Genomic DNA, 4,089 nt, shown 5'->3' on the forward strand with positions numbered 1-4,089 from the left:
GGACGGGGTCCGTTTGAGCGGGGAGCTGATGCGGGCCTGGCGCGGGGACCACACCCGGCTCCTTCTGCTGGTCGCCGACCAGCTCGCCACGGCCGACCAGGAGGTCGCCGCCGAGGCCGCGGCCGTCCTGGAGTCCTGCCACCCGATCGCCGGGCCGGCCCGGGAGCCACTCGCCGCGCACATCGACGCCCAACGCGCGGCGCACGGCCCGGATGTATGGGCCGCGCCGGAGGCGCGGCTGCGCAGAAGTCACCAGGAGGCCGTCCGGGCCTTGGCGCGCCTCGGCGACGCACGCGCGCTGCCGAGTCTGCTGGCGGCCCTGGACAGCGACGTCGACGCCTGGCGCGCGATCCAGGTCGCAGGGCATCTGCCACAGGCGGCGGACCAGCTGGTGTCCCGTCTCTGCGACCACCTGCGCCGGACCGACCTCTCACAGCATTGGACCGAGATGAGCGCCAACGCGATCCTCTCCGCCCTGGCCGCGCTGGGTGACCCGGCTGCGGTTCCTGTGGTCGTGGACACGCTCGGCGCCGCGGTGCGCCATGAGCAGGACCGCGTCGCGCGATCGGCCCTGAAGGCACTGGGAGCGTTCGGCCCGGCGGCGACCGGCGCACGGGACACCATCCGGTCGCTGACCACCGCCACCGACGCGCACGTACGGCCTGCCGCCGTCGCCGCGCTGTGGGCCGTCGGCGGTGACCTGGCCGAGGTCATGCCGCTCCTGCTCGGCCTCCTCGACGACCGCATCACCTTCTGGATCAGTGACTCGGCGGATCTGCTCGGCGAGATAGGCCCGCCCGCCTCCGTCGCCCTGCCGCGCCTGCGGGACCTCCTGACGCACGACTACGAATGGGTTCGGGTTCATTGCGCGGCCGCCCTGTGGGAAATCGGCGGCGAGGCCGAGGCGCCGGCCGTCCTGGACGCCCTGCTGCAGGCCATGGCCAGGAACCCCGCGACGGCCAACCACGTCGCGGCCTGCCTGGACCGCATGGGCCCCCTCGCAGCACCGGCCCTGCCCCTGCTCCGCGACCAACTGGCCCTGCCCCGGCGCGGCGGCAGATTCAAGAGCGTCGACCACGACGAGGAACTCCAGCGGCTCGGCCGTACGCTCATCGCCCGGCTCGATCCTCCAGCGTCGGAAGCACCCGCTCGGCGAACAGTCTGACGCTGTGCCGCCCCTCCGCCACCGGTATCCCGCCCGCCAGCGGATGCAGCACCAGGCTCTTCAGGCCCTGCCGGACACGGCTCAGGTCCCGAAGGGGTTCCGGGACCTGCAGCCGCACGAAGCCAGATCAGGCGGGGGTGATGTTCTCCGCCTGCGGGCCCTTCTGGCCCTGGCCGATGTCGAAGGTCACCTTCTGGCCCTCCTGAAGCTCACGGAAGCCGCTGGCGTTGATGTTGGAGTAGTGCGCGAAGACGTCCGGCCCGCCGCCGTCCTGGGAGATGAAGCCGAAACCCTTTTCGGCGTTGAACCACTTGACGGTTCCGCTGGCCATGCTGAGAGCCTTCCATTCGATACCGGACCCGCACCGCGCGGACCCGAAAGTGACACCCTTGGTCCGACACCGCACAGCAAAGCGCCCACGCCAAAGCGCGGGCAGGCACCGGAACCCAGAGCATCTGACGATGACGCTACACGGCGAAACCGGACCTCACCAGAGAGCAACGGGCATCCCACCTGTCACGCCAGTCTTCCCCAAGGCGGGCTACCTCGAAGTGATCGGCCAGCGGGAGAGCAACGCCCTGTTCGGTGCGCTGCAGGAACGCTGCCGTCGGCTGTGCCGGCCGCCTGGCCGCGCTCGTAGGCTGCGAGCGGTGTCCCACCTTCGCCACCGCGGCCTAGGGGCCAAGAGGTGCCCGGTAGCATCGCAGGCAGATCTCACACGGTGACGTCTACTGAACGCGAACACCTCGGCCATGCCCTCGGCCGACACCGCGGCGGGCAGTACACCGCGTCCGAGCCTTTCCGTATCCCGAGCGGGGTGCCGTTGTCGTACCAGGAGTTGGACGACTCGCGCATGTTGATGAAGCGTCGGGTCTTGCGACACCCTCAGTAGGCTTGTGCGTCGAACAAAGGAGCACTGCGCATGAGCTTTCGCCTGAAGGCGATCACCCGTGAGGATCATCTGGCCTTCGTCCGGGCCCGGCCCTCGGTGAGTCACATGCAGGTTCCCTCGTGGGCGGATGTGAAGCCGGACTGGCGGGCGGAGAGCCTGGGCTGGTTCGACGAGAACAACCGTCTCGTCGGCGTGGGACTGGTCCTGCTGCGGCCGTTGCCGAGGCTGAAGCGGTACCTCGCCTATCTGCCCGAGGGCCCGGTCATCGACTGGACCGCGCCGGATCTGGAGCAGTGGCTGGAGCCGATGCTCGCGTACTTGAAGGGGCAGGGGGCGTTCTCGGTGAAGATGGGGCCGCCCGTGGTGGCCCGCCGCTGGAGTGCCGAAGCGGTCAAGGCGGCGATCGCCGACCCGCAGGCCGGGCGGTTGCGGGATGTGGAGGCGACCGTGCACGAGCCACGGGCCTTCGACATCGCCGACCGGCTGCGGCGGATGGGCTGGCAGCAGACCGAGCCCGGTGACGAGGACGGCTTCGCCGCGGGCCAGCCGCGCTACGTCTTTCAAGTGCCCTTCGCGGGGCGACCGTTGGAGGAGGTCCAACGGGGCCTGAATCAGCAGTGGCGCCGCAACATCAAGAAGGCGGAGAAGGCCGGCGTCAAGGTCGTCCAGGGCGACTACGAGGACCTGCCCGCCTTCTACGACCTCTACGTGGAGACCGCCGAACGGGACCGGTTCATTCCCCGCCCGCTGGCCTACTTCCAGCGGATGTGGACCGCGCTGAGGGCCGAGGACCCTGACCGCATGCGTCTTTATCTCGCCCACCACGAGGGCGAGGTGCTCGCGGCGGCCACGATGCTGATGGTCGGCGAGCACGTCTGGTACTCCTACGGAGCCTCCACCAGCCGCAGGCGCGAGGTCCAGCCGAACAACGCCATCCAGTGGCGGATGATGAGCGACGCCCACGCGCTCGGTGCTGGTGTCTACGACTTCCGCGGCATCACCGACACCCTGGAGGAGAGCAACCACCTGCTGGGGCTGTTGCGGTTCAAGGTCGGCACCGGCGGCGAGGCCGTCGAATACCTCGGCGAGTGGGACTTCCCGCTCAACAAGGTGCTGCACAAGGCCCTCGACCTCTACATGTCCCGCCGCTGATCCTGCGGCCGCCTCGTGCTGATCGTCGACGCCGATGTCGTGAGCGTGAAACGGAGCTGCAGGCGGGTAGGTTGGCCCGCCGTGGTGCGCGGCGCCTCTCGCACCGTGTGGGCATGGTCGTCTGCGGGAAGTACGCGGTGATCTCGTCGCCCGTCTGCTCGTACGTCTCGCCGGCCACGGTGTTCGGGCTGCGGGATCACGACGTGCTGTTGCCGGAGTCCCTTTGGCCGCGTCAGGCTTCCGCTTGCGCATACAGCGTCTTCGACAGTTCGATGGCCCTCATGTCACGAAGACCTGTCACGAGCGACCTCAAGCGCCGCTTCAGCCCACACCCCATTGAAACTCCACGAACAGTATGGCAGAGGCTTAATAGAGCAAAAACGGACTCCGGCTGGCCGCTATTGCTGCTCAATTTTTCTGGCTTCATTGCTTTCGGCACGACATTCGTCCACTTGGCAATATCTGTGAATGGAGGCGTCTCGACCCTCCTCTGGTATTGCAGTGTGGGCAACTTCTTGGGCGCCCTAAGGACCGGACACGTGATGGTTTGCGTCGCCAGGGGCCAGACAGGACAGCTTGCGCCTACGGCATCAGGAACTTCGTCGGACAGTGCCAGGTACCGGGGCAAGCACACATGACGAGTCCCGTGCCGGGATAGCCGCCGTCACTGATCGTGAGTGTCCTGCCGACGGCGGCCTTGGCGCCGGATTCCTCCCACGCCTTGCAGTCGTTGCGATTCCCGGGCAGCGGTCGGCCGACCACACACCATCAGCAGAGGCCACGCAACTAAGGGCTGTCCCGTAACCCCTGGTCAGGGGTGAGATGATCTTGGTGTGGCTGGTGTGATCACGGCGTCGGAGCCGTCTTGGATAGCCCCGTT

At 68.2% G+C, this 4,089-nt stretch carries 3 protein-coding genes and 2 pseudogenes; 2 read left to right on the top strand and 3 right to left on the bottom strand.

The window, feature by feature from the left end; all coding sequences use genetic code 11:
* Nucleotides 1-1,165: HEAT repeat domain-containing protein (locus ACFW2E_RS42765; RefSeq protein WP_384476358.1), on the top strand; the 1,165-nt coding region annotated here is incomplete at its 5' end.
* On the opposite strand, the pseudogene ACFW2E_RS42770 reads toward ACFW2E_RS42765, so the two are convergent.
* Nucleotides 1,110-1,241 (bottom strand): annotated as a pseudogene (locus tag ACFW2E_RS42770) (LLM class flavin-dependent oxidoreductase); the annotation flags it as partial. The gene ACFW2E_RS42765 and the pseudogene ACFW2E_RS42770 overlap by 56 nt on opposite strands.
* Nucleotides 1,242-1,292: 51 nt before the next feature.
* A complete protein-coding gene (locus ACFW2E_RS42775; RefSeq protein WP_094222245.1) occupies nucleotides 1,293-1,496 on the bottom strand; it encodes a cold-shock protein in 204 nt (67 codons plus the stop codon).
* A 591-nt stretch (nucleotides 1,497-2,087) separates the two neighbouring features.
* Between ACFW2E_RS42775 and ACFW2E_RS42780 the strand changes: the two genes are divergently transcribed.
* Nucleotides 2,088-3,209 carry a lipid II:glycine glycyltransferase FemX gene (locus ACFW2E_RS42780; protein ID WP_384476361.1) on the top strand — a complete coding sequence of 374 codons (1,122 nt, stop codon included), beginning with the start codon at nucleotides 2,088-2,090 and terminating at the stop codon, nucleotides 3,207-3,209.
* A 633-nt stretch (nucleotides 3,210-3,842) separates the two neighbouring features.
* On the opposite strand, the pseudogene ACFW2E_RS42785 reads toward ACFW2E_RS42780, so the two are convergent.
* Nucleotides 3,843-3,971: pseudogene (locus tag ACFW2E_RS42785) on the bottom strand (IS5/IS1182 family transposase); the annotation flags it as partial.
* Between the last annotated feature and the right edge of the window lie 118 nt (nucleotides 3,972-4,089).

The organism is Streptomyces sp. NPDC058964 (assembly GCF_042741275.1).
Lineage (GTDB): Bacteria > Actinomycetota > Actinomycetes > Streptomycetales > Streptomycetaceae > Streptomyces.

What these genes read in the sequence shown, in the direction of transcription:
- ACFW2E_RS42775 (WP_094222245.1), bottom strand. Translation starts at nt 1,496, where the DNA reads ATGGCCAGCGGAACCGTCAAGTGGTTCAACGCCGAAAAGGGTTTCGGC.
- ACFW2E_RS42780 (WP_384476361.1), top strand. Translation starts at nt 2,088, where the DNA reads ATGAGCTTTCGCCTGAAGGCGATCACCCGTGAGGATCATCTGGCCTTC.